This is a genomic window from Olsenella uli, from assembly GCF_016900775.1.
In the GTDB taxonomy this organism is placed as follows: Bacteria; Actinomycetota; Coriobacteriia; order Coriobacteriales; family Atopobiaceae; genus Thermophilibacter; species Thermophilibacter uli_A.
Window position 1 is genome coordinate 16,106 of the sequence record NZ_JACJKN010000005.1, and the last position, 24,397, is coordinate 40,502.

25 protein-coding genes are annotated in these 24,397 nt (G+C 66.9%); 9 read left to right on the forward strand and 16 right to left on the reverse strand.

Annotated elements, in window-relative coordinates; all coding sequences use genetic code 11:
* Positions 1–18 precede the first annotated feature (18 nt).
* The 4 genes from xseB to rnd form a co-directional block, all read right to left on the reverse strand.
* Positions 19–291, reverse strand: a complete 273-nt coding sequence (xseB, locus tag H6A23_RS04405) for an exodeoxyribonuclease VII small subunit (RefSeq protein WP_204830988.1) — start codon at positions 289–291, stop codon at positions 19–21.
* 30 nt (positions 292–321) lie between these two features.
* Positions 322–1,668, reverse strand: a complete 1,347-nt coding sequence (gene xseA, locus H6A23_RS04410; protein ID WP_204830989.1) for an exodeoxyribonuclease VII large subunit — start codon at positions 1,666–1,668, stop codon at positions 322–324.
* A complete protein-coding gene (locus H6A23_RS04415) occupies positions 1,668–2,369 on the reverse strand; it encodes a zinc metallopeptidase (protein ID WP_204830990.1) in 702 nt (233 codons plus the stop codon). Before H6A23_RS04415 ends, xseA begins: the two co-directional genes overlap by 1 nt.
* 87 nt (positions 2,370–2,456) lie before the next feature.
* Entirely contained in the window at positions 2,457–3,587 is a 1,131-nt protein-coding gene (gene rnd, locus H6A23_RS04420) for a ribonuclease D (protein WP_204830991.1), read from the reverse strand.
* Positions 3,588–3,703: 116 nt separating this feature from the next.
* Between rnd and H6A23_RS04425 the strand changes: the two genes are divergently transcribed.
* The gene (locus H6A23_RS04425; RefSeq protein ID WP_204830992.1) at positions 3,704–4,678 is read left to right on the forward strand and encodes a diacylglycerol/lipid kinase family protein; all 975 of its coding nucleotides are present in this window, start codon (positions 3,704–3,706) and stop codon (positions 4,676–4,678) included.
* Between the two features lie 366 nt (positions 4,679–5,044).
* Here the strand turns inward: H6A23_RS04425 and H6A23_RS04430 are convergent, their stop codons facing one another.
* The 3 genes from H6A23_RS04430 to H6A23_RS04440 are packed head-to-tail and all read right to left on the reverse strand — an operon-like array spanning position 5,045 to position 7,124.
* The gene (locus H6A23_RS04430; RefSeq protein ID WP_353653010.1) at positions 5,045–5,362 is read right to left on the reverse strand and encodes an AzlD domain-containing protein; all 318 of its coding nucleotides are present in this window, start codon (positions 5,360–5,362) and stop codon (positions 5,045–5,047) included.
* Positions 5,359–6,054, reverse strand: coding sequence for an AzlC family ABC transporter permease (locus tag H6A23_RS04435; protein ID WP_204830993.1), 696 nt, complete (start codon positions 6,052–6,054; stop codon positions 5,359–5,361). Before H6A23_RS04435 ends, H6A23_RS04430 begins: the two co-directional genes overlap by 4 nt.
* Positions 6,055–6,062: 8 nt before the next feature.
* Positions 6,063–7,124 carry a Gfo/Idh/MocA family protein gene (locus tag H6A23_RS04440; protein WP_353653011.1) on the reverse strand — a complete coding sequence of 354 codons (1,062 nt, stop codon included), beginning with the start codon at positions 7,122–7,124 and terminating at the stop codon, positions 6,063–6,065.
* 149 nt (positions 7,125–7,273) lie between these two features.
* Between H6A23_RS04440 and H6A23_RS04445 the strand changes: the two genes are divergently transcribed.
* The 5 genes from H6A23_RS04445 to H6A23_RS04465 all read left to right on the forward strand — a co-directional run bounded on the left by H6A23_RS04445 (position 7,274) and on the right by H6A23_RS04465 (position 10,428).
* Complete coding sequence (locus H6A23_RS04445) at positions 7,274–7,990, forward strand: acyl-[acyl-carrier-protein] thioesterase (protein ID WP_204830995.1); 717 nt, start codon at positions 7,274–7,276, stop codon at positions 7,988–7,990.
* A gap of 8 nt (positions 7,991–7,998) precedes the next feature.
* A complete protein-coding gene (locus H6A23_RS04450) occupies positions 7,999–8,430 on the forward strand; it encodes a (deoxy)nucleoside triphosphate pyrophosphohydrolase (protein WP_204830996.1) in 432 nt (143 codons plus the stop codon).
* Between the two features lie 60 nt (positions 8,431–8,490).
* Complete coding sequence (locus H6A23_RS04455) at positions 8,491–8,817, forward strand: hypothetical protein (RefSeq protein ID WP_204830997.1); 327 nt, start codon at positions 8,491–8,493, stop codon at positions 8,815–8,817.
* 27 nt (positions 8,818–8,844) lie between these two features.
* Positions 8,845–9,693 (forward strand): thymidylate synthase, encoded by an 849-nt coding sequence (gene thyA, locus H6A23_RS04460; protein ID WP_204830998.1) that lies wholly within the window; start codon positions 8,845–8,847, stop codon positions 9,691–9,693.
* Between the two features lie 237 nt (positions 9,694–9,930).
* Positions 9,931–10,428, forward strand: coding sequence for a dihydrofolate reductase (locus H6A23_RS04465; protein WP_204830999.1), 498 nt, complete (start codon positions 9,931–9,933; stop codon positions 10,426–10,428).
* Between the two features lie 122 nt (positions 10,429–10,550).
* Here the strand turns inward: H6A23_RS04465 and H6A23_RS04470 are convergent, their stop codons facing one another.
* The 4 genes from H6A23_RS04470 to H6A23_RS04485 all read right to left on the reverse strand — a co-directional run bounded on the left by H6A23_RS04470 (position 10,551) and on the right by H6A23_RS04485 (position 16,931).
* A complete protein-coding gene (locus tag H6A23_RS04470; protein WP_204831000.1) occupies positions 10,551–11,213 on the reverse strand; it encodes a hypothetical protein in 663 nt (220 codons plus the stop codon).
* A gap of 232 nt (positions 11,214–11,445) precedes the next feature.
* A complete protein-coding gene (locus H6A23_RS04475; protein ID WP_204831001.1) occupies positions 11,446–12,219 on the reverse strand; it encodes a phosphotransferase family protein in 774 nt (257 codons plus the stop codon).
* 39 nt (positions 12,220–12,258) lie between these two features.
* A complete protein-coding gene (adhE, locus tag H6A23_RS04480; protein WP_204831002.1) occupies positions 12,259–14,880 on the reverse strand; it encodes a bifunctional acetaldehyde-CoA/alcohol dehydrogenase in 2,622 nt (873 codons plus the stop codon).
* 185 nt (positions 14,881–15,065) lie between these two features.
* Positions 15,066–16,931 carry a PTS mannitol transporter subunit IICBA gene (locus H6A23_RS04485; RefSeq protein WP_204831003.1) on the reverse strand — a complete coding sequence of 622 codons (1,866 nt, stop codon included), beginning with the start codon at positions 16,929–16,931 and terminating at the stop codon, positions 15,066–15,068.
* 286 nt (positions 16,932–17,217) lie between these two features.
* Here H6A23_RS04485 and pfkB point away from each other — a divergent pair, with 286 nt between their 5' ends.
* The 3 genes from pfkB to H6A23_RS04500 all read left to right on the forward strand — a co-directional run bounded on the left by pfkB (position 17,218) and on the right by H6A23_RS04500 (position 20,389).
* Positions 17,218–18,147: a 1-phosphofructokinase gene (gene pfkB / locus H6A23_RS04490; protein ID WP_204831004.1), complete on the forward strand. Its 930-nt coding sequence runs from the start codon at positions 17,218–17,220 to the stop codon at positions 18,145–18,147.
* Between the two features lie 84 nt (positions 18,148–18,231).
* Positions 18,232–19,497 carry a zinc-binding dehydrogenase gene (locus tag H6A23_RS04495; protein ID WP_204831005.1) on the forward strand — a complete coding sequence of 422 codons (1,266 nt, stop codon included), beginning with the start codon at positions 18,232–18,234 and terminating at the stop codon, positions 19,495–19,497.
* 127 nt (positions 19,498–19,624) lie between these two features.
* On the forward strand, positions 19,625–20,389 hold the full coding sequence (locus H6A23_RS04500; RefSeq protein WP_204831006.1) for a DeoR/GlpR family DNA-binding transcription regulator: 765 nt from the start codon (positions 19,625–19,627) through the stop codon (positions 20,387–20,389).
* Positions 20,390–20,532: 143 nt separating this feature from the next.
* Here H6A23_RS04500 and H6A23_RS04505 read toward each other — a convergent pair whose 3' ends face one another.
* The 5 genes from H6A23_RS04505 to H6A23_RS04525 form a co-directional block, all read right to left on the reverse strand.
* Positions 20,533–20,754 carry a hypothetical protein gene (locus H6A23_RS04505; RefSeq protein WP_204831007.1) on the reverse strand — a complete coding sequence of 74 codons (222 nt, stop codon included), beginning with the start codon at positions 20,752–20,754 and terminating at the stop codon, positions 20,533–20,535.
* Between the two features lie 30 nt (positions 20,755–20,784).
* The gene (locus tag H6A23_RS04510) at positions 20,785–21,456 is read right to left on the reverse strand and encodes a hypothetical protein (protein WP_204831008.1); all 672 of its coding nucleotides are present in this window, start codon (positions 21,454–21,456) and stop codon (positions 20,785–20,787) included.
* 130 nt (positions 21,457–21,586) lie between these two features.
* Positions 21,587–22,039: a hypothetical protein gene (locus H6A23_RS04515; RefSeq protein ID WP_204831009.1), complete on the reverse strand. Its 453-nt coding sequence runs from the start codon at positions 22,037–22,039 to the stop codon at positions 21,587–21,589.
* An 89-nt stretch (positions 22,040–22,128) separates the two neighbouring features.
* Positions 22,129–24,030, reverse strand: coding sequence for a helix-turn-helix domain-containing protein (locus tag H6A23_RS04520; protein WP_204831010.1), 1,902 nt, complete (start codon positions 24,028–24,030; stop codon positions 22,129–22,131).
* A 53-nt stretch (positions 24,031–24,083) separates the two neighbouring features.
* Complete coding sequence (locus H6A23_RS04525; RefSeq protein WP_204831011.1) at positions 24,084–24,392, reverse strand: PLP-dependent transferase; 309 nt, start codon at positions 24,390–24,392, stop codon at positions 24,084–24,086.
* Between the last annotated feature and the right edge of the window lie 5 nt (positions 24,393–24,397).

Sequence of the window (24,397 nt, forward strand, 5' to 3'; positions counted from 1 at the left end):
CCCATCGGTTTGCGCGGGCTACTCGTTAATATACGCCGTGCTCGGGGCCGAGGACGTGTCGGTCACCGGGGCGTTCTCGTCGGTGGCGTCGAGAAGGACGCGCACCTTCTGCTCCGCGCCGGAGAGGCGCTCGCGCAGGCTCTTCAGGAGCTCGACGCCGCGGGCGTAGCGCTCGAGCGACTCCTCGAGCTCGAGCTCCCCGGACTCGAGCGCGCGCACGATCTGCTCAAGCTCGACGGAGGCCTCCTTGAACGTCATCTCGTCGATGGGGCGGTAGGTTGCATCAGCCATGGTCTCACACCTTTCCGGGCGCATGCCCAGCTAGTCGTTGACGGACGTGACGGTGGCATCGATCGAGCCCGTGCCCAGAAGGACGCGCACGGCGTCCCCGCGGGAGAGCGCGGAGGCCTCCTTCACCACGTGGCCCTCGGCGTCGCGCGCGATGGCGTAGCCGCGCGCGAGCACGGAGAGCGGCGAGAGCGCGTCGAGCGAGGCGGCGAGGCGCGCGAGCGTGGACTCGGCGGGGCGCAGCAGGCGCGCGGCCAGCTCGCCGAGGCGCTCGGCGGAGCGCTCGGTCGCCTCGCGGTCGCGCGCGAGGGCGCGCGGAATCGCGTCATGCAGGCGCTGCTCGGTCTGCATGAGGTCCGCCTCGCGGTCGCGCACCGGGGAGAGCGGGTCCGTGAGGCAGCGCCTAGCGCCGAGCGCCTCGACTGCCACCCGGCGCCTGGAGAGCGCGGCGGACATGGACGTCGCCATGAGGCGCGCGAGCGAGCCCGCCCGCTGGGAGCGGACCTCGAGCGCGGCGGACATGGCCCGCCCCAGGCGCACCTGGCGCTGGAGCATCTGCCGCTCGACGTCGTCGATCGCCGGCGCCACGGACTCCGCCGCCGCGGTGGGCGTGGAGGCGCGCCGGTCGGCCACCATGTCGGCGATCGTGGTGTCGGGCTCGTGCCCGATGCCCGTCACCACCGGGACGGGGCAGGCCGCCACGGCGCGCGCGACCGACTCGTCGTTGAAGCACATGAGGTCCTCGAAGGAGCCGCCGCCGCGCACGAGCAGGATCGCGTCCGGGCGGGCGGCCGCGGCCGTGGCGAGCGCGCGGACGATGGTGGCGGGGGCGGAGGCGCCCTGCACCGAGCAGCCCACGACATCGATCTCGACGAGAGGGTTGCGCCGCGCGAGCGTGCGCTTGACGTCCTCGATGACGCTTCCGGAAAGCGAGGTCACCACGCAGACGCGCGAGCAGAACACGGGGACGTGCCGCTTGCGCTCCTGCGCCATGAGGCCCTCGCGCTCGAGCCGGCGCGCGAGCTCGGCCACCTGCTGGCGGAGCAGCCCCTCGCCCGCCGCCTCAACCCTGCTCGCGACGAAGGAGAGCTTGCCCGAGGCCTGGTAGACGTCGAACTTGCCCGTGAGCTGCACGGTGAGGCCGTCGCGCAGCTGGAAGCCCATCTTGGCCGCTGTGCCGCGCCAGACGATGACGCTCATGGCGGCGCCCTCGTCCTTCACCTCGAAGTAGCAGTGGCCCGAGCGGGCGTTGGGCCCGCGGAAGCCCGAGACCTCGCCCGAGACGACGAGCGTCGGCCAGGCGGAGACGGCGCCCTTGGCGAGCGCCACGGCGTCGGATACCGAGATGGGCGCCGAGGACGCGCGGGACTCGCCCGACATCACTCCTCCCCCCTGCCGCCGTAGCGGCCGAGGAGGTAGAGGAGCTGCATGATGGAAGTGAGCGCGGCCGCCACGTACGTGAGCGCCGCGGCGGTGAGGACCTTGCGGGCGCCCTGCTCGTCGAGCCCGGCGCCGTTCTGGGAGAGGTAGGCGACGGCGCGGCGCGAGGCGTCGATCTCCACGGGCAGCGTGACGAGCTGGAACACCACGGAGAGGGCGAAGAGCAGGATGGCGAGCTGGACAAGGTTGAGGGCGTTGAGCATCACGCCGAGCACGAGCACGAGCACCCAGCCCTGCTGCGCGATGTTGACCGCCGGGACGAGCGCCGAGCGCAGGCGGTAGAGCCCGAAGCCCTGGGCGGCCTGGATGGCGTGGCCCGCCTCGTGGCACGCGACGGCGACCGAGGCCACCGACGCCCCGCGGTAGTTGTCGTCTGAGAGGTGCAGGCGGTTGTCGCGCGGGTCGTAGTGGTCGGTCAGCGAGCCCGCGACGCGCGTGATGCCCACCTCGCCGGCGCCGCCCTCGGCGAGCATGCGCCGCGCGACGTCCGCGCCCGTGCCGCCGACGTTGGCGGGCACCTTGGACCACTTGCGGTAGGTGCTCCTGATGTAGGCCTGCGCCACGCCGCCGATGGCGAGGGCCACGAGCGCGATGAGGTAGTAGCCCATGTCAATGCCGTAGAAGCCGTAGTAGAGGGGCATGTCCTGTCTCCAATCGGTTGACTGAGGACCATTCTACCCGCGCGCCGGACAATAATTCCCCGGGCGCGCGCCCTTCTCGCCCCGCGGCTAGAGCAGCTCGATGCGCCCCTCCTTGACGGTGAGGCCGACCTCCCCCGCGAGCAGCCGCTCGAGCGTGCGCCCGGCGAGCTCCCAGCGCCAGGAGCGCGAGAGGCGCGAGCCCTCGCGGTCCGAGACGAAGTCGAGCAGGTCGTCTCTCGTGGCGATGAGCTGCGTGGCCACGCCGCTGCGCTCGGAGACGAGCCGCAGGACCGCGTACATGAGGTCTATCACGCTCTCCGTCTCGGCGGAGGGCCGGGCGTGGCGCGTGACCTTGGGGCACTCCTCGGCCGGGCACGCGAGGCCCCGCGCGACGGCCGCGACGAGCCGCGCCCCCTCGCGCTCGCCGAGCTGGTCGGTCCCGCGGATGCGCCTCAGTCGCTCGAGGGTGGTCGGCGCGCGCTTGCAGACCTCGACGGCCACCTCGTCGGAGACGACCCACTTGCGCGGGACGTCGCGCCGGGCGGCCACCTCCTCGCGCCAGGCGCACACCTCGCGCGCGACGGCAAGCTGCCGGCGCGTCAGCGAGCCCGAGCGCCGGAGCCTGAGGTAGGCCTCCCGGGGGTCGCGCCGCACGCGCGCCGGGTCGGCGAGCTCGGCCATCTCGGGCTCGACCCACGAGAGCCGGTCGAGCTCGACCAGGCGCGCCATCATCGTCTCGTAGATCCCCGGCAGGTAGCGGACGTCGTCCTCGGCGTAGGCGAGCTGCTCGGGGTCGAGGGGGCGCCTCGACCAGTCAGTGAGCGACTCGGCCTTGGGCAGGTGGACGCCGCAGTAGGCGTCCACGAGCGCGCCGTAGCTCGCCTGCTGGCGCATGCCGAGGAAGGCCGCGGCGACCTGCGTGTCGAACACGGGCGCGCACGCGCAGCCGAGCCCGTCGAGCAGGACCTCGATGTCCTGGCTGCAGGCGTGCAGGACCTTCGTGACCGTGGGGTCCTCGAGAAGCGCCCGGAGGGGCGCGAGGTCATCTATGAGGATGGGGTCGATGGCGGCAATCTCGTCTCCCGCGGCGACCTGGACGAGGCAGAGCCGGGGATAGTAGGTCTTCTCGCGCAGGAACTCGGTGTCCACGGCGAGGACCTTGGCAGATGCGGCGCGCTCGCAGAAGTCGGCAAGCTCGGAGGGGGTCGATACGTACACGGCGCTCGATTCTGTGTCATGCGAGGTTTGGGTACCATAAGGGGGTGCCGCGCCCCTCGCGGGCGGCGGCGCGTTCCATGATACCCAATAGCCCCCGCGTCCCGGGGAGGAGACCCATGCGCACCCTCATCATCCACAACCCGAGGTCCGGATTCGGCTCGGACGCCGTGTTCCAGTTCGAGCGCTCGCTCGCGCGTGAGGGCGACGAGTGCGTGCTCAGGGTCCTCGACGAGGACTTCGACGCGCGCGAGGCCTGCGCGGGGGCCGAGGGCTTCGACCTCGTGGTGGCCTCGGGCGGCGACGGCACCGTGGCCGCGCTCCTGCACGCCCTCGCCGGGACGGGCATCCCGGTCTGCGTCTTTCCCTCCGGCACCGCCAACCTGCTCGCCGCCAACATCGGCAACGCGCCCGAGCCCTCCGCGCTCGCGCGCGCCTGCCGCAAGGGCAAGACGGCCCTCGTCGACCTCGGCGAGATCTCCTGGTCGGACGCGCGCGGGGCGGGCGGCTCGCGCGGCTTTGCCCTCATGTCGGGGACGGGCTTCGACGCCCAGCTCATGCAGGCGGCGCTGCCCAACAAGGCCATCATGGGCCAGGCGGCCTACTTCGCCGCGGCGCTCTCCAACCCCCGCCCCGCGGTCGTGCGCTTCCGCATCACCGTGGACGGGGCCACCCACGAGCGCGAGGGGATCACCTGCCTCGTCGCCAACAACGCGATGATACAGGGGGACATCGAGCTCATCCCCGACTGCCGGATGGACGACGGCATGCTCGACGTCATCGTGGCCGAGACCTCCGACGCCGCCCAGCTCCTGAAGCCCCTCGCCTTCGGGCTCATGGACCGCAGCGGCAAGGTGATGGGCAGGCCCCACCTGGAGAGCTTCCGCGGCCGCGAGATACACGTCGAGATCGACGAGCCCGCGGCGCTCGAGGTGGACGGCGACGTGATCCCCGGCCTCGTGACCTCCTACGAGGCGCGCGTGCTCCCCGCCGCCGCGCGCATCGTCGTCGACTCGATGGGCCCCTACGCGAGCGGCGACGACGGCCCGAGCCGCTTTGGCGGCTCCGACGTCATCGCCTACCCCGACGCATAGCGACGCCCTCGCCGGAGGTCAAGCGTCGAGACGGAACGCGCCGCCCCGGCCGGTGCGTACGGCGGGCCATGGGCTTAGCCACCTTCGGCGCCGCCGCTTTGGGGGTTGCGGCAATCCCGCGCCCGTGGCGTTGCCGAATGCGGGGCTATGGCGGCAGTCGCCCCGCCACAACCCCGCAATCCGCAACGTGCCGAGAAGAACGTCCAGTTGACGCCCGCATCCGGCTGCCATAATCCCCAAAGCGACAACGCCTGCGGCCCGGGAGTTGCCACGAGCCCGAATCCCGCAACGCGCGCATGCCCCCGGCCCTCGCACCCAATTCCTGGCGGCGGGAGCGCCATGAGAAGCGAGCTCCCGAGGCCGCCCCTACCCCAGACCGAGGGCGGCGAGCGCCGCGTAGGAGGCCATCCCCGTGACGGCGCACCAGATGAGCGAGCCCGTCCTTCTCGCCACGAGGGCCACGAGGGCGGCCGCGACGAGCGGCGCCGGCCGGAGCGGGGCGGCGGGGTCGAAGAGGTCGTTTGCCACGAGGGCGGCGAAGGCGGCGGGAGGGATGAGCGCGAGCGCCTCGCCCGTGCGCGGCGAGAGCGGCCGGCCCTTGAGGGCGAGCAGCGGCAGGCAGCGGCAGGCGAGCATCACGACGAGCACGCACGCGTAGAAGACGAGGAAGTCAGAGCCGCTCACCGCGCACGCCTCCCCCGCGCGAGGGCGTCGGCGGCGAGCCCGGCCGCGACGCCCGCGATCGCCCCGAAGAAGACCGCGAGCGAGCCCGCCCCGCAGAGCCTAAGCGCCACGACCGTGCAGGCGGCGGCGAGCGCCGCCGCGGCCGTGCGCGCGACCCATCGCTGCCCCACGAGCAGGCAGACGAAGATCGACGTCATGGCGAACGACATGACGGCGGTGGGGATGGCGAGCGCGGGGCCCACCGCGGCGCCGAGCGCGTTGGCGGCGGCCCAGGAGAGCATGCTCATGAGGTTGACGAGCGTCGCGCGCAGGGGCGTCCAGGCGCCGTCGGAGACGAAGCGGTCGAGGTTGACGCCGAAGCTCTCGTCAGTCACCGTGGCGGCGAAGAGGACCGCGAGCGGCCGCGGCGCGGACGAGACGTGCGGCGCGAGCGCGGCGGCGTAGAGGGTCTGCCGCGCGCTCAGCAGCGAGACGCTCGCCACCATGGCGGCGACGGGTGTGCCAGCGAGGGCGAGCGAGGACATCATGAACTGTCCCGCGCCCGAGTAGAAGGTCGCAGAGACCACGAAGGCCCAGAGCGGCGAGAGGCCGGCCTCGGCCTCCATGACCCCGCAGGGGATGCCGATGGTGAGGTACCCCAGCATGACGGGCAGCGCCGCCGCGGCCGCGGCGCGCAGGTCGGACCGGCCCATCCGCGCGCTCAGAGGAGGTCCGCCGGGAAGCGCACGCCCGCCTGGCGGCGCACCTCGTCCATCACGGCCAGGGAGTCGAGCGTCACGCGCTCGAAGCGCTCCCGCGCCGCGAGAGCCGCCGCGTCGCCGCGCGCCGCGGCCACGAAGTCGGCGAGCTCGCAGACCATGTCGTTCTCGGGCACCTCCACCTCGAGGGGCCGCATCTCGGCCCGCTCGACGCGGAAGACCTGGCCCGCGACCGCGCACTCGTGGAGCCACAGGCGCTCGGGGCCCGAGGTGGGCTCCCAGACGAGCGTGCCGCGCTCGCCCTCGACCTGCGAGCCGAGCATCCCGTCGCTCGCCTTGCCGTAGGAGAGGCTCACGACCTTGTCGGCGTAGCCGAGGATGACCTCGCCGGCGAGGTCGATCGTCGAGCAGGGGTCCCCCTCGGCGCATCCCGGCACCGGCGCCGTGACGGAGAGCGCGCGCACCTCGTCCGGGCGGCCGAAGAGCGCGACCGCGGGCTCCACGCAGTAGACGCCGATGTCCATGAGGGCGCCGGCCGCGAGGGCGGGGTCGAAGATGTTGACGCGCTCCCCCGCGAGCAGGCGCGGCATGCGCGAGGAGACCTTGGAGAAGCGGATCGTGGCGAGGCGCACCGGGCCCAGCTCCCCCGAGACGACGCGCTCGATGGCGCGGAAGCTGGGGGTGTGCAGGCTGCGCGTCGCCTCGAGCGCGACCACGCCCGCGGCGCGCGCCGCGTCGAAGACCTCGCGGGCCTCGCGCTCGTTGGAGGCGAGCGCCTTCTCGACGAGCACGTGCTTGCCGCCGGCGATCATCCTGAGCGTCTGGGAGGCGTGCAGCGCGTTGGGGCTCGCCACGTAGACGGCGTCGACCTCGGGGCTCCCCGCGAGCGCGTCGAGATCGTCGAAGAACAGGCGCGCGCCGCGCGGGCCGCCAAAGGAGCGGGCGCGGTCCAGGTCGCGCGAGTAGGTGCCGACGAGCTCGACGCCCTCGCACTCCGCGAGCGCGTCGCAAAAGCGCGCGCAGATGCCGCTCGTCCCGATCGTCGCGATGCGCAGGCCCTCCACGTGGTTCCCCTTTCCGCCGCTCGGTCGCGTGCACCGGCCGTGCCGGCGCCTCGATTGTACACTGCGCCCCGCGCCCCGACCTTCTCGCGCGCCGGGCGCGCCGAGGACTGCTAAGGTCATGTCTTGGAAACTACGCAAGGAGGACGAAGATGTACTCGTTCGGTGGCCGCGTCCGCTACAGCGAGTGCGACGACACGGGACGCCTCTCGCTCGTCTCGCTCATGAACTACTTCCAGGACTGCTCGACCTTCCAGTCGGAGAGCCTGGGCCTGGGCATCTCCCGGCTCACCGAGGAGCGCCTCGCCTGGGTGCTCGCGCTCTGGAGGATAGAGATAGACGAGCTGCCGCCCTTCGGCGCGCCCGTCGAGGTCCGCACGTGGTGCTACGAGATGACGCGCGCCCACGCGCGGCGCAACTTCGAGCTTCGCGGCGAGGGCGGCCGCTCGCTCGCCCGGGCGGACTCGCAGTGGATCGTGTACGACGTCGAGCGCGGCCGCGCGACCCGCGTGCCCGAGCACCAGCTCGTCTACGCCTCGGCCGAGCCGCCGCTCGAGATGGGGCCGCTCGACCGACGCATGCGCGCCGAGGGCGAGGGCGTGAGCTGCCCGAGCGTCGTCGTGGGGGCGCGCAGCATAGACACCAACCACCACGTCAACAACGCCCAGTACGTGCTCTTCGCCGAGGACGCGCTTGACGGGCTCGGGGTGCGCCCCCGGCCGGCGACGCTCTCGGTGCGCTACTGCGCGCAGGCGCGCCTCGGGGACGTGGTCACGCCCGTCGCCCACGCGCGCGCCGACGGCTGGGACGTGAGCCTCAACGACGCGGCGGGGGCGAGCTTCGCCCTCGTCAGGTTTCAGGAACGCTAGGAGGGACCATGGAAGACAGAAGGACCGTGCGCGTTGCCGCGGGCATCATCCACCGCGACGGGCGCATCCTCGCCGCGCACCGCACAGACGGGGCGCTGCCCGGGGGCTGGGAGCTTCCCGGCGGCAAGATCGAGCCCGGAGAGACGGCCGTCGAGGCGCTGCGCCGCGAGGTGCGCGAGGAGCTCGGCTGCCCCGTGCGCTCGGCCTGGCCCTACGACACCGTCGAGTACGACTACCCCGACTTCCACCTCTCGATGGACTGCCTCGTCTGCACGCTCGACGACGCCGCGGAGCCGACCGTGGCCGACGCGTCTCACGACGAGCTGCGCTGGCTCGCGCGCGGCGAGCTCGCCGACGTCGAGTGGCTGCCCGCCGACGTGGCGCTCGTGGGCGCGCTCTCGTACTACTGGGACGAGGCGCTCTCGGACCAGATGCTCTGACGCGCGGCCGGGGCGGCCGCCGGGGCTGCTATGATGGGGCAAGCCAACGAGAGGAGCATCGTGAACGAACAGCCCGACGAGAGGAGCCTCACACCCGAGGCCCCCGTCATCGAGAGCGCGAGCGGCACCACCGACCCGCGCAACTCGGAGTCCGGCCCGACCGCCTACGTCGTGTTCGGCGTGGTCGCGGCCCTGCTCGTCCTTCTCGCCATGAGCTTCTCCAGCTGCAGCTCCGCGCTCGGCTCGATCGCGAGCAGCTCGCGCCTGTGGGATGACGCGTGGACGGACGACGACTGGGACGGCGACTGGGACGAGGGGTACGGGACAGGCCTGCCCTGGGCCGAGGACGGGCACGCGGCCCCCTTCGAGAGCCCGTATGACGCCTAGGGCGACGGGACGGCGAGGAGGGACGCGATGAGCAAGGCAGACGACATCTTCATCTCCATGTGCTCGGACATCATCGAGCACGGCACCACCACCGAGGGCCAGAGGGTCCGCCCGCGCTGGGAGGACGGCACGCCCGCCTACACGATCAAGCGCTTTGGCGTGTGCAACCGCTACGACCTGCGCGAGGAGTTTCCCGCGCTGACGCTTCGCCGCACGGCGCTCAAGTCCGCGATGGACGAGGTGCTGTGGATCTACCAGCGCAAGTCCAACAACATCCACGACCTCAACTCCCACATCTGGGACGAGTGGGCGGACGAGACGGGCTCGATCGGCAAGGCGTACGGCTACCAGGTGGGCCAGGTCTCGCACTACCCCGACGGCGACTTCGACCAGATGGACCGCGTCCTCAAGGACCTGCGCGAGAACCCCTACTCGCGCCGCATCATGACGAACCTCTACACCTTCGCCGACCTCTCCGAGATGAACCTCTACCCCTGCGCCTACAACGCGATCTACAACGTGACGCAGGAGCCGGGCGAGGGGCGCCCCACGCTCAACATGGTGCTCGTCCAGCGCAGCCAGGACGTGCTGGCGGCCAACAACTGGAACGTCTGCCAGTACGCGATCCTGCTCATGATGGTGGCGCAGGTCTCGGGCATGAACGCCGGCGAGCTCGTCCACATGATCGCTGACGCCCACATCTACGACCGGCACGTGGACGTCATCCGCGAGCTCATAGCGCGCCCGACCTTCCCCGCACCCACGGTGCGCCTCAACCCCGACGTCACGAACTTCTACGACTTCACGACCGACGACCTAATCGTCGAAAACTACGAGCACGGCCCGCAGGTGAGGAACATCCCGATCGCGGTGTGAGCGTCCGGCGAGGGGATGGGCGGCATTGCTCCGGTGCTCAAACAGCTTGCCGAGAAGAGCGCTCGGCAAGAACTCGCGGCGGGACAAAGCCGCCCATCCCCTCGCCTGCGTTTCTCGAGCTCGTGGCCCGGCATGTCGTCCCGCGCGCAGTTCTGCAGCCGGGCGTCCTTTGCCCGGCGAAGCTGTCTGAGCACGGGGCGACATGCCGGACCACCACCTTACAGAAAGGTATGAGAGATGAGCTGCAAGCTGAAGGCGATCGTGGCGGTATGCGACGACTGGGGCATTGGGCTCGATGGTGGGATGGTCGTGGAGAATCGCGAGGACATGCGGCACTTCGTGGCCTGCACGACGGGACACCCCGTCATCATGGGCCGGCGCACGCTCGAGAGCTTCCCCGGGGGGCGTCCGCTCAAGAACCGACGCAACGTGGTGCTCACGCGCGACGCGTCCTTCTCGCCCGATGGCGTTGAGGTCGTGCACTCAGTCGATGAGGCACTTGATGCCGTCGCCGACGAGGGCGAGGCGTGGGTCATCGGCGGCGGGCAGGTGTACGAGCTGCTCCTCCCCCATTGCTCCGAGGCCGTCGTGACGCGAAATCACTGCGTCCGGCCCAGCGACACGTTCTTCCCCGACCTCGACGCGCGCCCCGACTGGGAGCTCGCCGAGGTGCGCGACGGAGGCGTCACGCCCGACGGCGTCCCGTTCGACTTCGCTACCTACCGCAGGCTCTGATTGTCGGTGGTTTTTGCCCGACCGGCTCCGTAGCGCTCGTTTCGGGGGTTAAGGAGCCCCAGCTAGAGAGCGGGGCGCTTGTGCGGCTACTCGCCCGCCTCTTCAAAAATCACCGACAATCGTCAGGACTGCTGCGCTGCGAGCCCGGAGAGGACGTCCGAGCCGCCGTAGAGGGCGGAGAAAAAGGCGGCGTCGCCGGCGACCTGCGGGGTCCATGCGCCCTCTTCGTCTCTCGAGCAGCTCACCTGCACCGTGGTCGTGACGGGGCTCTCGTTGGCGTCGAGGTGCGCGTAGACGCTGTCAACGAGGTGCGAGAAGAGCGCCGCGCGGCCGCCCTGCGCATATGCCGACTCGGCGTCGGCGGTCTGCGAGAAGGCTGAGAAGTCCGAGCCCGCCGCCTGGACGGCGGACGAGAGGCTCGCGTTGGTGAGCGTCACGCCGACCGTCGCCGTACCGGCAGCGGAATCCGCCTGGGCCTCCCCCACCTCATACGTCAGGTTCCCCAGGCAGTGGCGGCGCCACTCATCCGCGTCGACGCCAAAGCGGCCGAGGGCCTCCATCGTGGCCGCGTCGCCATAGTCGTCCGCCGGCCAGGCGGCGTCCTCGGGCTCCTCGCCCTCCTCGTTCGGGGCCGGCACGACATAGGACGCCATGAGCTCGGCGACCGCGTCCCGGGCGCGCTCCTCGTCCGACTTGAAGGCGCCCAGCGACGCGGCGACGCAGACCCCGGCCACCACGAGGGCGGCGAGGGCGACGCCTGCCAGGACGAGCCGCTTGTTCCGCATGGGACTCCTTTCGCGCTGCATTCCGCATCTCAGCTTAGCCCAAGCCGGCGGGGCGCGTCGATGCGGACCGCCCGATTTGTGACGGTCCCGGAAGCGGCGGGCGTCGCACGGCGCCCGACCCGGAGAGGGCCGGGCAGTCTTGTGGCCGCCTTCGCCACCATCGGGGGGTTGCCACAGAGAAGGGCCCGCCAGCCTGAGCTGACGGGCCCGAAGCGGTGCGTGGGACGGGCCGCTAGTCGATGTCGAGCGCGGCGTCGACCTGGCTGCGGAGGAACTCCTCGGCGTCCTTGCGGCCGCGGGAGAGCTCGGCGGCGGCCATGACGGGCACCCAGTAGTGCACCTTCTGCTTGGCGACGTCGGCCTTCTTGGAGTAGACGTCGAGGTACTTCTCGGCGTGGCCGGCGTGATACATCTTGAAGAGGATGTAGGTCATCGCCGCGTCGGCCTCGGGCAGGCCGCGGGTGACGTGCGTCCAGTCGCAGGCGTAGAGCGTGCCGTCCTCGGTCACGATGACGTTCGAGGGGTTGAAGTCGCAGTGGCAGATGGCGCGGCCGGGGGCCATGCGGTCGGCGCGCATCTGGAGGTCGTAGCGCACGGACGGGTCGAGGCCGGGGGCCTTGCCCACCATGCCGGCGATCTTGGTCTTCTGGTCCTTCATGAGCTCGGGCGCGGGCGTGCTCTGGATCTCGATCTGGAAGTCCACGAACTGCTCGAGGAGCTTGTCGTACTCGTCGGTGCCCTCGGCCGCGTCCATGAGCGAGCGCATGGTCACGCCCTCGACGTACTCGGTGGCCAGGGCCCAGGCGCCGTCGGCGACCTGGGAGACCTCGAGGATCTTGGGAACGCGCACGCCGGCCTCGATGGCGCGGGCGATGTTCAGCGCCTCGTTGAAGATGTCGGAGGCCGGCTTCTCGGCCTTGAACACCTTGACGATGCGGTCGCCATCAAGGTAGACGGCCTTGTTGTGGCGCTCGACGATGACCTGCTTGCTGTCAGAAAGTTCCATTGCTGCCTCCTTAGGCAACGAGTGAACAACCGATGCGGACTAGTCCTCGTAGGAGCTGGGCTCGCGGCCGTAGAAGGCGTCGAGGTAGAGCTCCTTGATCTCAGACACGAGCGGGTAGCGCGGGTTGGCGCCGGTGCACTGGTCGTTGAAGGCGTTCTCGGACATCTCGTCGATCGTGGCGAGGAAGTCCTCCTCGGTGACGCCGAAGCCGGCGATGGTCGTCGGGACGCCCACGTGGGCCTTGAGCTCCTCGATGCGGGCGATGAAGTTCTCGAAGACCTCCTTGTCGTCCTTGCCCTGGATGCCGCAGAAGCGACCGGCCTCGGCGTAGCGCGCGAGGGTCTTGGGGTGGTCGTACTGCGGGAAGGTGCCCATCTTCACCGGGCGCTCGGCGGCGTTGTAGCGCATGACGCGGGTCAGGATGACCGCGTTGGCCAGGCCGTGGGCGATGTGGTGGTAGGCGCCGAGCTTGTGGGCCATGGAGTGGTTGACGCCGAGGAAGGCGTTGGCGAAGGCCATGCCGGCGAGGCAGGACGCGTTGGCCATGTGGTCGCGGGCCTCGACGTCGGTGCCGTCGTCATAGGCGCGCTCGAGGTAGTTGAGCACGAGCTTCATCGCGCGCAGCGCGAGGCCGTCGGTGTAGTCGGACGCCATGATGGAGACGTAGGCCTCGAGGGCGTGCGTGAGCACGTCGACGCCGGAGGCGGCGGTGAGGCCCTTGGGCTGGGTCATCATGTTGTCGGTGTCGACGATGGCCATGTTGGGCAGGAGCTGGTAGTCGGCGATCGGCCACTTGGTGCCGGTGGTGGCGTCGGTGATGATCGAGAACGGCGTCACCTCGGAGCCCGTGCCCGAGGAGGTGGGGATGGCCACGAAGAAGGCCTTCTGACCCATCTCGGGGAAGGTGTAGATGCGCTTGCGGATGTCCATGAAGTCCATGGCCATGTCCTCGAACTTGGCCTCGGGGTGCTCGTACATCATCCACATGATCTTGCCGGCGTCCATGGCCGAGCCGCCGCCGATGGCGATGATGCAGTCGGGCTCGAAGGCCTTGACCTGCTCGAGGCCGCGCTCGCAGTCCTGGAGCTTCGGGTCGGGCGAGATGGACCAGAAGCTGGAGTAGACGATGCCCTGCTCGTCCAGGGACTCCTCGATCTTCTTGGTGAAGCCGCTCTTGTAGAGGAAGGAGTCGGTGACGATGAAGGCGCGCTTCTTGCCGTAGACCTCGGAGAGCTCGCGCAGGGCCACGGGCATGCAGCCCTTCTTGAAGAAGACCTTCTCGGGGACACGGAACCACAGCATGTTCTCACGCCTCTCTGCGACGGACTTGATGTTCAGCAGGTGCTGGGGGCCAACGTTGCCGGAGACGGAGTTGCCGCCCCAGGAGCCGCAGCCGAGCGTCAGAGACGGGGCCATCTTGAAGTTGTAGATGTCGCCGATGCCGCCCTGGGCAGCCGGGGTGTTGATGAGGATGCGGCAGGTCTTCATGCGCTTGGCGTGCTCGGCCATCTTCTCGGTCTCGCGCGTGTCGATGAACAGCGAGCTCGTGTGGCCGTAGCCGCCGTCGGCGATGAGGCGCTCGGCCTTGGAGAGCGCGTCCTCCCAGTCGGAGGCGCGGTACATGCCGAGGATGGTGGTCAGCTTCTCGTGGGCCCAGGGCTCGGAGGGCTCGACGGACTCGACCTCGCCGATGAGGACCTTGGTGCTCTCGGGGACGGTCACGCCCGCGGCCGCGGCGATCTTCGGGGCGGGCTGGCCGACCATCTTGGCGTTGACGCCGCCGTTGACGATGACGGTGTTGCCGACCTTGGCGATCTCGTCGCCCTGCAGGAAGTAGCAGCCGCGCTTCTGGAACTCGGCCTTCACGGCGTCGTAGATGCCGTCGAGGACGATCACGTTCTGCTCGGTGGCGCAGATCATGCCGTTGTCGAAGGTCTTGGAGTGGATGATCGAGTTCACGGAGAGCTCGACGTCGGCGGAGTCGTCGATGATGGCGGGGTTGTTGCCGGGGCCGACGCCGAGGGCGGGCTTGCCGGAGGAGTACGCGGCGTTGACCATGCCCGGGCCGCCGGTGGCCAGGATGATGTCGGCGGAGCGCATGAGCTCGCTCGTCATGTCGAGGGACGGCACGTCGATCCAGTCGATGATGCCCTTGGGGCAGCCGGCGGCCTCGGCGGCGTCGCGCACGATGCGGGCGGCCTCGGCGGTGCAGGCCTTGGCGCGCGGGTGCGGCGAGATGAGGATGGCGTTGCGCGTCTTCAGGCAGATGAGCGTCTTGAAGATGGCGGTGGAGGTGGGGTTGGTCGTCGGGATGACGGCGGCCACCAGGCCGATGGGCTCGGCGATCTGCTTGTAGCCGAAGGCCTTGTCGTCGGAGATGACGTCGCAGGTCTTCATGTCCTTGTACTTGTTGTAGATGTACTCGGAGGCGTAGTGGTTCTTGATGACCTTGTCCTCCATGATGCCGTAGCCGGTCTCCTCGACGGCCATCTTGGCCAGCGGGATGCGGGCCTTGTTCGCGGCCATGGCGGCGGCGTAGAAGATCTTGTCCACCTGCTCCTGGGTGAACTTCGCGAACTCGGCCTGCGCGGCGCGCATCTCCTTGATGCGGGCTTGCAGCGCCTCGACGCTGTCAATCGTGGTCGTAACGTTGTCTGCCATGCGTTCCTCCTATTCCATCGGACCGCACGGGCTTCCAGTAACCCGCGCGATCGTACAGAAGACAAAGAATACCGCTGCTCGAAACTCGTGGTCACTCAGAATGTTCCAAACGAGTATATCACGGGCGCGGCGAGACCCTGCGTCACGTGCCGGCCCCGCCGCGCCCCTCCCCCGTGCGCGGGCCCCTACCTGCGGCCGGAGAGCACGTCCACGACCCAGTCGACGTCGTCTGTGGTCTTCATCCTCTCCAGGACGGACTCGTCCTCGAGGATGCGGCAGATGTTGGCGAGCACCTCGAGGTGCTCCTCGCCCTTGCCGGCGATGCCAAAGACCAGATACGCCTTCTCCCCGTCGAAGTCCACGCCCTCCGGGTACTGCTGCAGCACCACGCCGGTCCTTCTGACGGACTCCTTGGCCTCGTTGGTCCCGTGCGGGATGGCGATGCCCATGCCAATGTAGACGCTCGTGAGGCGGTCGCGCTCGACCATGGCGTCCACGTAGGGCTCGCTCACGCAGCCGCGCTGGACGAGCAGGGCGCCGGAGTCGCGGATGCACTGCTCGCGACCAACCGCGGGCACGCCCAGGCGCACGTCGGCCCGCTCGATGGCGAGGCTCGGGCGCTCCTCCTCGGCGGGCGCCGGGGCCGGGGCGGGCGCGGGCTCGATGAGCTCGGCGGCGTGGCCGATCTGGGTGAGCGCCTTGTAGAGCGCGTCGAGCGCCGGGTCGTCGAGGAAGTTGTCGATGGTCACGATCTGCGCCTGCGGGGCGCTCTTGCGGGCGCGCTCGGAAAGGACGCGCTGGCAGACCACGATGCTCGCGTCCGCGGGCACGCTGTCCACGCTCGAGTGCTCGACCGTGAGGTCGGGGCGCTCGGCCTTGACGCGGTTGCGGAAGCGCGTCGCGCCCATGGCGGAGGAGCCCATGCCGGCGTCGCAGGCGAAGACGATCTTGCCTCCCTGCGTGTCGGAGATGACGGCGGCCTCCGCGGAGCCCTTCATGTCGCGCATCTGCTGGCTCGCCTGGTCGAGGTCGGCCACGGCCATGGAGCGCACGAGCGGCGTCGCGATGGCGAAGGAGACGCCGGCCGCGATGATCACGCCGATGATGTTGGTGAGCATGAGGTCCGAGGGGGTCATCGAGAGGAACGCGATGATCGACCCCGGGGAGGCCGCCGAGGTGAGGCCCGCGCCGGTGAAGCTGAACCACGCGATGGCGCACATGTTGCCCACGATGGGGGCGATGATGACCTTGGGGTTCATGAGCACGTACGGGAAGTAGATCTCGTGGATGCCGCCGAAGAAGTGGATGATCACCGCGCCCGGGGCGGACTGGCGGGTCTTTGCGTCCCTGCAGAAGAGGCAGTACGCGAGAAGGACTCCCAGGCCGGGGCCGGGGTTGGCCTCGAGCATGTACATGATCGAGCGGCCGGTCGCCTCGGCCTGCGCGATGCCGATGGGCGTGAAGATGCCGTGGTTGATCGCGTTGTTGAGGAAGAGCACCTTGGCGGGCTCGATGAAGATGGCCAGAAGCGGCATGAGGCCGTACTGCATGAGGATCTGCACGCCGCCCATGAGGACCGCCAGAATCGCGGTCATGATCGGGCCGATGGCGATGTAGCCGAGCATGGAGAGGAACATGCCGATCAGGCCCACGGAGAAGTTGTCGACGAGCATCTCGAAGCCCGCCGGCGTCCGCCCCTCCATGAACGTGTCGAACATCTTGATGACCCAGCCGGCGAACGGGCCCATGACCATGGCGCCCATGAGCATCGTGGTGTCCGGCGCGCCCGTGATGCAGCCGATGACCGCGATGGCGCCCGCGATGCGGCCGCGGTCGCCGCCGGTGAGATACCCGCCCTGGGCGGCGATAAGCACGGGGATGAGGTAGCTGAGCATGGGGCCGGCGATGCTGGCGAACCCCTCGTTGGGCAGCCAGCCGGTCTCGATGAACAGTGCCGTCAGAAAGCCCCAGGCGATGAACGCACCGATGTTGGGCATGACCATGCCGCTGAGGAACTTGCCGAACCGAGAGAGACCCTCGCGTACTGACATCGGTCCCTCCTTCCTTGAGGCCCGTCGCAACGGGCCGACGCGTTGAACAGGGTGGGCGTGCGCCCGTGACTTTTGTTTCAACGACTCAAATTCTAGACTTTCATTTCGATAGTATGCCGAGATTGGCCTTAGAGCCGCTTAATGGTAGGAATCTGCCGATAAACGGCTGTTATTTCAAAATTTCTGCTTTTGTATTGACAACAATGTCGCCCGTCCTATGCTAGCTAATGACTTTTGTTTCGACAGTTCTAACAATCAATACAACAAAACAGGAGAGGAGAGGCGCATGATCTACACCGTCACGCTCAACCCGGCGCTCGACAAGACCGCCACGGTCCCGAGATTCTCCGTGGACGCGGTGAACCGCATCACGGGGCTGCGGGAGGACCCGGGCGGAAAGGGCATCAACGTCTCCAAGGTCATCGCCAAGCTCGGCGGGAGGAGCCGCGCGCTCGCGCTTCTCGGCGGCTCGGTCGGAGACAAGATCGCGTCCGCGCTCGAGGGCGAGGGCATCGACGTCTGGGCCTTCGAGGCCGCGGGAGAGACCCGCACCAACCTCAAGGTCGTGGACCCCGAGCTCGACACCCACACCGACATCAACGAGCCCGGCCCCGAGGCGACGGTCGCCCAGCTCGACGCGATGCTTGGGGAGCTCGCGCAGGCCGTCGAGAAGGACGACGTCGTGGTGCTCTCGGGGAGCCTGCCCAAGGGCGCCCCGGTGGGGACCTACGGCGCCTGGGCGCGGGCATGCTCCGGGGCCGGCGCGAAGGTCTTCCTCGACGCCGACGGCGCCGCCCTCTCCAAGGGGCTCGAGGCGCGCCCCTACCTCGCCAAGCCCAACGACGCCGAGCTCTCCCGGATCTGCGGGCGCGCGCTCGGGGAGGTGGCGGAGATAGCCGCCGAGGCCCGCGCGCTCGTCGAGGCCGGCGTGGGGCGCGTCGTGGTCTCGATGGGCGGGGCCGGCGCCGTCGTCGCCGACGGCGAGCGCGTCCTTCTCGCCCGCTCGCCCCGGGTCCCGGTGGGCTCGACCGTGGGCGCCGGGGACTCCGTGGTCGCGGCGCTCGCCTACGCGGAGGAGCGCGGCATGGGCCCCGAGGACGCCGCCCGCCTGGCGATGGCCACGGGCGCGGCCAACGTCATGCAGTCCGGCACCCAGGCGGCCGAGCGCGAGCTCGTCGACTCGCTCCTGGGCAAGGTCTCCATCGAGGCGCTCTAGGGCGCCGAGAACCTGACGGACGACCCCGTCACCAAAACCTGACAGATGACCCTGACACCAATGTCACGAGAGAAAGGTTGCATCATGAAGGCTAAGGCAGTGCGTCTCCACGCGGCGAACGACCTGCGCGTGGACGAGTTCGAGCTCCCCCGGATCAAGGACGACGAGGTGCTCGTCAAGGTGGTCTCCGACAGCATCTGCATGTCCACCTACAAGTGCGCCACCCTGGGCGTCGAGCACAAGCGCGTCCACGAGGACGTGGCCGAGCATCCCGCGATCATGGGCCACGAGTTCGCGGGCGACATCGTGGAGGTGGGCGCCAGGTGGGCCGACCGCTTCAGGCCCGGCATGAAGTTCACGATCCAGCCCGCCCTCAACTACAAGGGCACCATGTGGAGCCCCGGCTACTCCTACGAGTTCTGCGGCGGCGACGCCACCTACTGCATCCTGCCCGCCGAGGTCATGGAGTGCGACTGCCTCCTCGAGTACACGGGCGAGGCCTACTACCAGGCATCCCTTGCCGAGCCGATGAGCTGCTCCATCGGCGCGTTCCATGCCGCGTACCACACGCAGATGGGCGTCTACACGCACGAGATGGGCATCCGCGAGGGCGGCAAGCTCGCCATCGTGGCGGGCGCGGGCCCCATGGGCCTCGGCGCGCTCACCTATGCCCTCCACTGCGACCGTCGCCCCGCGCTCGTGTGCGTGGCCGACATCAACCAGGACCGCCTCGACCGCGCGACGGAGCTCTTCGACCCCGCGGAGGTCAAGGCGGAGTGCGGCGTCGACCTCGTCTTCATCAACAACGGGGCCTGCGAGGACCAGGTGGCGGCGCTGCGCGAGGTCTCGGGCGGCACGGGCTTCGACGACGTGCTCTGCTACGCGCCCGTGGCGCCGGTGGTGACGCTGTCCTCCGCCATCATGGGCCGCGACGGCTGCCTCAACTTCTTCGCCGGCCCCACCGACAAGGAGTTCAGCGCGCCCATCAACTTCTACGAGGTCCACTACGGAAGCCACCACGTGATGGGCACCACCGGCGGCAACACCGCGGACATGGTGGAGTCCCTCGAGCTCACCGCCGCGGGGCGCGTGGACCCCTCCGTCATGGTGACCCACGTGGGCGGCCTTGACTCCGCCGCCGAGACCACGCTCGGCCTGCCCAAGATCCCGGGCGGCAAGAAGCTCATCTACACGCACGTGAGCATGCCCCTGACGGCGCTCGAGGACCTGCGCGCCGCGGCCGAGAAGGACGGGCGCTTCGAGGGCCTCGCCGACATCGTGGAGGCCAACCGCGGCCTCTGGTGCCCCGCGGCCGAGCGCTACCTGCTCGAGCACTGGGCCGAGAACTAGCCGCCGCGCCCGCGCCGCCCCAGGCCGCACGTTCCGGGGCGGCGCGCACCATCCAATCGCCGCGAGCCGCCCCATTCGCGCTACCATCTCTGTAAGGCAAGTCCACGCGGCGAAAGCGAGTCCAGCCATGAGCTCATCGATGAGGGAGCGGCGCGACGGGATCGTGCTCTTTGTCAACTCCGAGGGCAGCGTGACCTTCGGGCAGCTCAAGAAGGCGTTTCCCGACGTCTCCGAGATGACGCTGCGCACCGACCTCAAGGCGCTCGACGAGGCGCGCCTCATCGTGCGCACCCACGGCGGCGCGCGCTCGGTGGAGTACGTGGTGGGGACCGACGACCTCCTGCTCAACCGCACCACGAGAAACGTCGAGGAGAAGGCCGTCATCGCGCGCAAGGCCAAGGGGCTAGTCCGGCCGGACAGCACGATCTTTCTCGACTCCGGCTCCACCACGACGGCGCTCGCCCGCGAGCTCGACGACGTGCGCACGCTCGCGTTCACCAACAGCCTCACCTGCGCGGCCGAGCTCGCGCGCTACGAGCGCGTCCGCACCATCATGATCGGCGGGAGCCTCAACCGCTACAGCATGAGCCTCAACGGCTCCAAGAGCATCGAGGAGATCGGATCGCTCAACTTCGACCTGCTGTTCCTCGGGGTGACGTCCTTCCAGTCCGCGACGGGCTTCGCCTGCGGCTCGGACGACGAGGCGGCGCTCAAGCGCGCGCTCATCGCCCACGCCGAGCGCACGGCCGTGCTCATGGACTCCTCCAAGCTCGGGCAGCGGAGCACGTTCAAGATCTGCGACCTCGCGGACGTGGACTACGTCGTCTCCGACGGCAACCTCACCGAGCACTTCAGGAAGTACTGCGAGGAGGCCGAGGTCACGGTCCTGTAGGCACAGTGACGGCAAAGGTGGCAGGGTCGGCTGTCATAAAAGTTTTATGACAGCCGACCCTGCCACCTTTGCCGTCAACTCTCCTCAACCACGCGGTCTGACGGGGCATCAAAAGAATGCTCCGTCAGAGAACACTTTCCGTGTTATTCTCGTACCTCAAACCATCGGCGAACTCTCCAGGCGATGTAATACATCGCAGCGCAAACGGACAGGGAGAGAATAAGCCCCTCGGAGATTTCTAACGCCGTTACAAACGCTGGGTTATTGCCGAACGATAGGCACTGATCGAGGATGAGCTTCGGCACGCCCACTGATGCAACAACAAGCATCCCCGCCGCGATCTCACCGAAGAGCTGCTTTGCCATAGCTACCCCCCTCATAGGTAAGCTGCATCGTTAAACGAAGTCATGTGTCCTCACGAAGGAATAACCGACCGCCTTCTTCGCGGTACCTGTGCTCAAATAATACTGAGACATATAAACGTCGTAGGAGTAATTGTCGTAGAGGGGGTAAGCGATAAGGTGGCCCTGGCGGACTGTCCTCCCGTTTACAGTGGATGGAATCGCATAGGAACCCGAAATGCTAATAGATTCCGATCCTGTAACATTAAACCCGACACATGCATTAATTGTACCGGTATCGACTCCTGAAGCACAGGAATAGCTATTTGAGACACCCACGGTCTTCTGTATTGTCACTGTTACGCCAGGCTGACCGGTAGCCTCAGCAAGCTTGTTTGCCCCTCTAGTCTGACCTGTTTTGCGAAGATTCTTGAGAGTATAGGGAGAGCGTGGAGAAATGATAGGTTCGGCTTCAGTCCCTGTCTGGTTCGCAGAATCAATCAGCCACTGATTAATGACCGATACTTCGGTGACAGACGGATCGGAAAAGGCTTCGAGAACGTCGTTTGTCATATCGTCGTTTTTGTCAGTCCTATACAGCGTCACGGTCCTCCCCGGCATTCCGAGTTCCTCGGCAAGAATGCGCGAGGGAGAGATAACTAAAATCGCTACGACAAGCAAGGCGAGGACAGCAAAAAGGGAGCGCAGGCTCTTTTTCATCTTCATAATGGGCTCCGAATCTATGCACTAGCGCCACTTTTCAAAAATGCATCTATTTCCGATAGCTCGGCCTTACTGGTTGCCCCCTCTCCATAGAGTCCTATATTAAAAGATTGCAATCTTTTACCAATTAAACTCACCAGCTGTACATTGCAATATCCGAGCTAGTTACTCTGACGCCATCAAGTGGTTTTGACATGACAAAGTAGTAGACGCCAGATCCAACACCCTCCCAAGTTGCCTTGGTGAAGCCATTGCGCATAAAAGTTGCTGTGCCAAGAGAAGCGCTGGAGGACCCCTCAACCCGCATCAAAGTAACACCGAACGTGCCGGAGCTGCTCGAGACGCAAGTCATCTCTATACCTACGCTGCTTCCGTCATAATGATGTGATGCGGTTTCAAATGTTGTGTATAGAACCATGGTAGATCCGTACCATGATCTTGGCATAGCATGAGCTGTTTGCTCGTAGGAAAGGATGATGTTCACATCATCACTTATTCCCTCAGCTTGAGCGGGCAACGCCCATACGGTCTCCAAGCCAACCGCCAAGGCTAACGCAAGCAGGGAATTAATCCTCGGTCTTGTCATTGCCACCCTCCTTACCCGACGTGCAACAGCGTAGTCAGAGAGACGGCAATCGTCGTGTCAGCAGCCTATATGAGAAATGTCTGACCCCTTCAACCTGCATGTTTTTCCAAAAGAGCCTTAAGCTCGCTTGCGCTATGTATATTGAGCTTGCGATAGGCGGTTGCTTTTGCGCCATTAACGGTACCCGGCGCAATATAGAGTTGGTTTGCTATCTGACTCCTGCTCATGCCCAGAGACGCGAGGGTCAAAACGCGCGCCTCCGTCTCGGTTAGACCAAGATCACTAAGAACCTCAACGGTCTTTCTATTCCTTTCAACTGGAGTCTCTCTAGCATCAAGCTGTCTCTCGCGACTTATTCGGACGGCATCAACAATAGAAAGACCTATCGTGAGCACAATCCCAATAAAGAAAACCTCTTGAAGACTTGTGTTAAGCAGGGCAGCTCGACGAAACGAGAGACCAGATCCGACCAGCAGCAGAAACGCATGACGATGAGAGCATATCGTACGCATTCCTTGACTCAAACTAGCTACCAGCCGAGACCAATACGCCTTCAAAACGAAGGAGAACTTGGGCTCCAGAACAAGACCCTCACGCAAGGCGGAAACACCTAAGCCAAGCTCGGAGAGTGCAACATTGATGATTCCCAAAGGAAAACCGCCGTAGTTCACGGATGTGTAGCATCCAAGAAGCTGAGCGCATATACAGGTCAACGCGCAACCTCTGTCACCTGTCCGTACGGCCACGGATCCCCACAAACCAGTACCTACCATTGTCATCTGTGTCAGTGCGACAACGATGAGGAGGGCACCCGCAACGAGCAAGGCGCTCTCTTGGTACGGCGTTGGAACTCCCACGGTAAGCGGAAGCAAAATCAACAACCCAGAAAAAATCTTCTCCAGCAACGAATTAAGTCTCATCCTCCCACGAGATGGCCGACCAGAAGAGTCGTTCACTTCACGCGCCGCCTCCAGCCGGGAGGACAGTTGATCGAGGCTCTCAAAGCCCAGGGCATCTAATGCGCGCCTCTGAAACGTACTTACCGTTCCCCTTGCAATGCCAAGCCTATCGGCAATCTCAGCACCCTTCATGCCCTTGAGTCGCAAAGCAATCACATCACGCTGACGCGCACTCAGCGAGTCAGCGCCAGGAAGATGGCTCAAAAAAACCGAGGGACGATCATCGCGCGGAACAGCATCGGAAGTAAACGACTCCATACCGTCTTGCGCAACCCAATACGCATAGGCGGCAATGAGGGCAAGCACTAAGGCTACAAACACCAGAAAGACGGCAACAATAAGGACAGAGGTTTGAGTATTCACGTCTGAAAAATTGGCCGGATGAAACGTCAATATCTCAGAGAAGACTCTTCCGGATGCGGAGGAGGCAAACAGACCACCAATTATAACGAGCTCGCAAGTTACGAGCTCGGTTGATGTAAACCTCCCGTCAGTGATACGTCGCAGAACGCACCATGACATCACTCCTGACATCACGCAAAGCAGAGGACCAGACCATGCTGGGAGGAGTAAAGAAACGACGCCGATTACTAGGGGGAAACACACACTCAAAATGAGCAGCGTCAACATGAGCCCCCTCTTGCCCGAGGCGTCAGGCAACTCCCCTCCTGTTCGCAAAAGAGAACCGTTTAATGCCCAGAAGACCAAAGACAGCACAAGAGCCACGCCGCCAAGAGCCTCGAAAAGAGGCTGGCGTTCAAGAAGGGAGTAGTCCCCTAGCCGCATGGGCAGCCACCCAGCCTCGCATAATGCAATAACCGGAATGCACGTAAACGCAATTACAGGTGATGCCATGCGAACAATTAGAACAAACCGGTCGAGACGACGACTGCCAAGGATCGTCCAAACCAAGACGAGAAGCGACAGGGCAATCGCGAGGAATTCTACTTGGTATTGAAGGGGGGCCACCAATGACGCAGCATTGAAGAGAAAGGTGGCCGATGATCTTAACGTGCAGGGCATGGCACACATGAGCGTGCCCCAGAGACACCATAGGTTCCTGGCCCTCTGCTCACGCTCCTCGGTCACGAGAGCAGCACCTCCAGCTCCATCACCTGGTCGCGGGCGTCGCGATCGTCGGCCTCCCAGAGGCGCCACTCCCCCGCCGCGCGGTACGCCACGCGCGGCCCGAAGCCGCCCACGAGCGTGTTCGCGGCGCGGCCGAAGTCCGGGTCGGACTTGAGCCCGGGGTAGCGCACGGCCTCCACGCGCGGGTGGCAGACAAGGTAGTTGGCCACCACCTGGGCCGCGTCCGAAAGCGCCCTCCAGCGCTCCCGCCCCATCTGGGACGAGAGCTCCTGGAGGGCCGCAAGATCGAGGTTCTTCTCGCCCACCGCGC

What these genes read in the sequence shown, in the direction of transcription:
- H6A23_RS04465 (WP_204830999.1), top strand. Translation starts at nt 9,931, where the DNA reads ATGAGCTGCAAGCTGAAGGCGATCGTGGCGGTATGCGACGACTGGGGC.
- H6A23_RS04515 (WP_204831009.1), bottom strand. Translation starts at nt 22,039, where the DNA reads ATGACAAGACCGAGGATTAATTCCCTGCTTGCGTTAGCCTTGGCGGTT.
- H6A23_RS04475 (WP_204831001.1), bottom strand. Translation starts at nt 12,219, where the DNA reads ATGGAACTTTCTGACAGCAAGCAGGTCATCGTCGAGCGCCACAACAAG.
- xseA (WP_204830989.1), bottom strand. Translation starts at nt 1,668, where the DNA reads ATGTCGGGCGAGTCCCGCGCGTCCTCGGCGCCCATCTCGGTATCCGAC.
- H6A23_RS04435 (WP_204830993.1), bottom strand. Translation starts at nt 6,054, where the DNA reads ATGGGCCGGTCCGACCTGCGCGCCGCGGCCGCGGCGGCGCTGCCCGTC.
- H6A23_RS04445 (WP_204830995.1), top strand. Translation starts at nt 7,274, where the DNA reads ATGTACTCGTTCGGTGGCCGCGTCCGCTACAGCGAGTGCGACGACACG.
- H6A23_RS04500 (WP_204831006.1), top strand. Translation starts at nt 19,625, where the DNA reads ATGAGCTCATCGATGAGGGAGCGGCGCGACGGGATCGTGCTCTTTGTC.
- xseB (WP_204830988.1), bottom strand. Translation starts at nt 291, where the DNA reads ATGGCTGATGCAACCTACCGCCCCATCGACGAGATGACGTTCAAGGAG.
- H6A23_RS04470 (WP_204831000.1), bottom strand. Translation starts at nt 11,213, where the DNA reads ATGCGGAACAAGCGGCTCGTCCTGGCAGGCGTCGCCCTCGCCGCCCTC.
- H6A23_RS04510 (WP_204831008.1), bottom strand. Translation starts at nt 21,456, where the DNA reads ATGAAGATGAAAAAGAGCCTGCGCTCCCTTTTTGCTGTCCTCGCCTTG.
- adhE (WP_204831002.1), bottom strand. Translation starts at nt 14,880, where the DNA reads ATGGCAGACAACGTTACGACCACGATTGACAGCGTCGAGGCGCTGCAA.
- H6A23_RS04505 (WP_204831007.1), bottom strand. Translation starts at nt 20,754, where the DNA reads ATGGCAAAGCAGCTCTTCGGTGAGATCGCGGCGGGGATGCTTGTTGTT.
- thyA (WP_204830998.1), top strand. Translation starts at nt 8,845, where the DNA reads ATGAGCAAGGCAGACGACATCTTCATCTCCATGTGCTCGGACATCATC.
- H6A23_RS04425 (WP_204830992.1), top strand. Translation starts at nt 3,704, where the DNA reads ATGCGCACCCTCATCATCCACAACCCGAGGTCCGGATTCGGCTCGGAC.
- H6A23_RS04495 (WP_204831005.1), top strand. Translation starts at nt 18,232, where the DNA reads ATGAAGGCTAAGGCAGTGCGTCTCCACGCGGCGAACGACCTGCGCGTG.
- H6A23_RS04485 (WP_204831003.1), bottom strand. Translation starts at nt 16,931, where the DNA reads ATGTCAGTACGCGAGGGTCTCTCTCGGTTCGGCAAGTTCCTCAGCGGC.
- H6A23_RS04520 (WP_204831010.1), bottom strand. Translation starts at nt 24,030, where the DNA reads ATGTGTGCCATGCCCTGCACGTTAAGATCATCGGCCACCTTTCTCTTC.
- H6A23_RS04415 (WP_204830990.1), bottom strand. Translation starts at nt 2,369, where the DNA reads ATGCCCCTCTACTACGGCTTCTACGGCATTGACATGGGCTACTACCTC.
- H6A23_RS04450 (WP_204830996.1), top strand. Translation starts at nt 7,999, where the DNA reads ATGGAAGACAGAAGGACCGTGCGCGTTGCCGCGGGCATCATCCACCGC.
- pfkB (WP_204831004.1), top strand. Translation starts at nt 17,218, where the DNA reads ATGATCTACACCGTCACGCTCAACCCGGCGCTCGACAAGACCGCCACG.